This window comes from Methylobacterium variabile (assembly GCF_001043975.1).
GTDB classification, from domain to species: domain Bacteria; phylum Pseudomonadota; class Alphaproteobacteria; order Rhizobiales; family Beijerinckiaceae; genus Methylobacterium; species Methylobacterium variabile.
In genome coordinates, this window is record NZ_LABY01000384.1 from 1 (window position 1) to 3,006 (window position 3,006).

4 protein-coding genes are annotated in these 3,006 nt (G+C 71.3%); all 4 read left to right on the forward strand.

Annotation, left to right across the window (positions count from 1 at the left end; all coding sequences use genetic code 11):
- The coding region (locus VQ02_RS33220; protein WP_048448545.1) for an NADH-quinone oxidoreductase subunit H at positions 1-519 on the forward strand (519 nt) is incomplete at its 5' end.
- Positions 516-1,451, forward strand: a complete 936-nt coding sequence (locus tag VQ02_RS33225; RefSeq protein ID WP_048448546.1) for an NADH-quinone oxidoreductase subunit J family protein — start codon at positions 516-518, stop codon at positions 1,449-1,451. The genes VQ02_RS33220 and VQ02_RS33225, both read left to right, overlap by 4 nt.
- Positions 1,448-1,759: an NADH-quinone oxidoreductase subunit NuoK gene (gene nuoK / locus VQ02_RS33230; RefSeq protein WP_048448547.1), complete on the forward strand. Its 312-nt coding sequence runs from the start codon at positions 1,448-1,450 to the stop codon at positions 1,757-1,759. Before VQ02_RS33225 ends, nuoK begins: the two co-directional genes overlap by 4 nt.
- Entirely contained in the window at positions 1,756-2,967 is a 1,212-nt protein-coding gene (locus VQ02_RS33235; RefSeq protein ID WP_083469589.1) for an NADH-quinone oxidoreductase subunit 5 family protein, read from the forward strand. Before nuoK ends, VQ02_RS33235 begins: the two co-directional genes overlap by 4 nt.
- Positions 2,968-3,006 lie beyond the last annotated feature (39 nt).

Here is a 3,006-nt window from a genome sequence, read left to right on the forward strand (position 1 = left end):
TACGTCGTGCCGCTCGGGCTCGCCTACGTTGGCGTAATCATGATGGCCCGCTCGCTATCGACCGTGGCGGTGGTCGATGCACAGCGCGGCCTGTGGTTCGTCGTCCTGCAGCCCCTGGGCTTCCTGCTCTACGTCGCCACCGGGCTGATGCAATCGTACCGCGCTCCGTTTCTGGAGCCGTTCGCGGCCTCGCTGGGTGGCGGCGTGCTCGGCGTCGCGGGCGGCTGGTCCGCGCTCGTATGGCGGGTCTCGCTCGCCGGCGTCCTCCTGGTCGTGGCCGCGGTCGGGGCCGTGCTCTACCTCGGAGGACCGTCGGGTCCCTGGCTCCCGGGATGGGCCTGGATGCTGGCCAAGACCTACGGCCTGATGGCGCTGATGCTCGGGCTCGGGCGCCTCGTCCGCCCGCTCTCGACGGCGGAGATGCTGGCGCTCTCCTGGAAGGTCCTCATCCCGCTCGGCCTCGTCAACGTGCTCCTGGTCGGCGGCCTGATCCTCCTCGGAGTGGGGCCCGGCGCATGATGGCCGCCTTCGAGCTCCTCGCCTTCACGACCTGCTCCTTCGTCGCCGTCGCCGGCGCGCTCGGCATGGCGACGACCATGAGCATGTTCCGCTCCGGCATCTTCCTGATGGCATCGTTCATCGGCGTCGCCGGCCTGTTCATCCTGCTGTCGGCCGACCTGATCGGGCTGCTCCAGGTCATGATGTACGTCGGGGGCTTCCTCGTCATGATCCTGTTCATGGTGCTGGTCATGCACGATCCCGGCGGGGCGATGATGGCCGGCATGGACCTGTCCCCGCTGGAGCGCTGGTTCAGCAAGGGCTTGACGCCGCGCGGGGCCGCGGACGCGGGACAGGGCGGTCATGGGCACTGCGAGGGCGGCCATGACGACGGGAACCGGCACGACGGCCACGCCATGGCGCACGGCGAGGGGCGGCACGGCCACACGCAGGACCATTCGGGCGGGCCCATGCCGCACGGCGCCTCCGACGGACCTGCGGATCACGGATACGCTCATGCCGAACAGGGGCACGGGCACGGCGGCATGGACACGTCCATGGTGACGCCCGTGCGCCCGCTCGCGGCGTGGCTCGCCGTCGCCGCCGGAGCGGTCCTCGTGGGCATGCTGGTCCTGCGGCCGGCCTGGCCCGTGAGCGACGCGGTCCCGGATCCCGATTCGGCCCGGCGGGTCGGCCACCTGCTCATGGACAAGTACATGGTCGCGTTCGAGGGCGCGGGGTTCCTGATCCTGATCGGCATCTTCGGCGCCGTGCTGCTTGCCCGGCCCTCGGCACACCCGGACGACGCCTCGCGCGCCGCAAGGGTCGCGCTCGATGCGAAGCCCGAGGCGGTCCGCAAAGACCGCTTGGCACCGCTCGCGGGGTCGGGCGGTGCGGCAGTCGAGCCGGGCCAGCATGGGGGCGACCACGCACACGAGGGTCACGTCCGATGACAGTACCGCTCACCGCCTACCTCGTCGTCGCCGCGCTCCTGTTCGCCATCGGCGTCTACACCGTCGTCGCCCAGCGCTCGGCGATCATGGTCCTGATGGGGGTCGAGGTGCTCCTCAACGCCATTGGCCTGAATGCCATCGCGTTCTGGCGCTTCACCGCGCCGGACGACTACTCCGCGCAGATCCTGGCCATCCTGGTCGTCACCGTGGGAGCCGTCGAGATGGCCATCGGGCTGGCCCTCGTGCAACTCCTCTACCGGCAGCGCCGGACGGTCGAGGTCGACGCCTACGCCGATTTGAATGGATGACGGCGCTTCTCGTCATCCCCCTCCTGCCGCTCCTGGCGGCCGGCACGGCCTTCGCCGCCGGCCGGCGCCTGCCCTGGGGCGGCGGCGAACTCGTGACCTCCGGGCTGGCCCTCTCCCTTGTGGCGCTTGCGCTCGTCCCGACCGGGACATCCATGTCCGCGACTTGGTTCGAGAGCGGCGGTCTCCGTTTGACGGTCGGGCTCACGGCGACTCCGCTCACCCGGTTCGTCGCGGCCGTCGTGGCCGGCGTCGCCCTGTGCGTCATCACCTACGCCATCGGCTACACGGCCGGTCGCCGCGACCGGCCCCGCTTCTTCGCCGAGCTTGGAATCTTCGTTGGCGCCATGCTGGCCCTCGTCCTGGCGAACTCCCTCGTTCTCCTGTTCGCAGCCTGGGAGATGGTCGGATTGGCGTCCTTCCTGCTGATCGGCTTCGAGCACGCCTCTCCCGGAGCGTCGGCAGCCGCCGCCAAGGCGTTCCTGATGACGAGGATCGGCGACGTCGGCCTCCTGCTCGGATGGCTGCTGGCGCTCACCGCCGTCGGCACCACCGACATCGACGCCGTCACCGGGGCCGTCAAGGCCGGACGGGTCGAGCCCGGCGTTGTGACCGCCATGGCGCTCCTCATGCTCGCTGGCGCGGCCGGAAAGAGCGCCCAGCTGCCGCTCTCCGCATGGCTCCCCGACGCCATGGTCGGGCCCACGCCGGTCTCGGCCTTGCTGCACTCTGCCACCATGGTCGCCGCTGGCGTGTTCCTCGTCCTGCGCCTCGACGCGGTCTTCGTGGCGGCCCCGCCCGCGATGGCTGCCCTGTTCTGGGTCGGTGCGGCCACGGCGGCCTTCGCGGCGCTCGTCGCGACCGCCGAGACCGACCTCAAGCGGGTGCTCGCGTGGTCCACCTGCTCGCAACTCGGCGAAATGATGGTCGCGCTCGGCCTTGGCGGCGCCCGCGCCGCGGCCTTCCACCTCGCGGTGCACGCGGCCTTCAAGTCCACCCTGTTCCTCGCGGCGGGCATCGTGCAGGAGCAGGCGGGCACGCGCGCGCTCGACCGCCTCGGCGGGCTGATCCGCGCCCTGCCCTTGGCGGGGGCCGCCCTTCCTCCCGCGGCCCCCCCGCCCCCCGGGGTTCCCCGCCCTCCCGGGTTTGGGGGGGGGGGGGGATCCTTTCCCTCCGGTCGCGACACGGGCCCCGGGCGGGGCCTTTTATAAACCTAACGCTCGCCTCGAAAAGAGAGGATTGGCACGACG

Bases quoted from the DNA above. Each gene is read 5' to 3' on its own strand.
- VQ02_RS33225 (WP_048448546.1), top strand. From the start codon at position 516: ATGATGGCCGCCTTCGAGCTCCTCGCCTTCACGACCTGCTCCTTCGTC.
- nuoK (WP_048448547.1), top strand. From the start codon at position 1,448: ATGACAGTACCGCTCACCGCCTACCTCGTCGTCGCCGCGCTCCTGTTC.
- VQ02_RS33235 (WP_083469589.1), top strand. From the start codon at position 1,756: ATGACGGCGCTTCTCGTCATCCCCCTCCTGCCGCTCCTGGCGGCCGGC.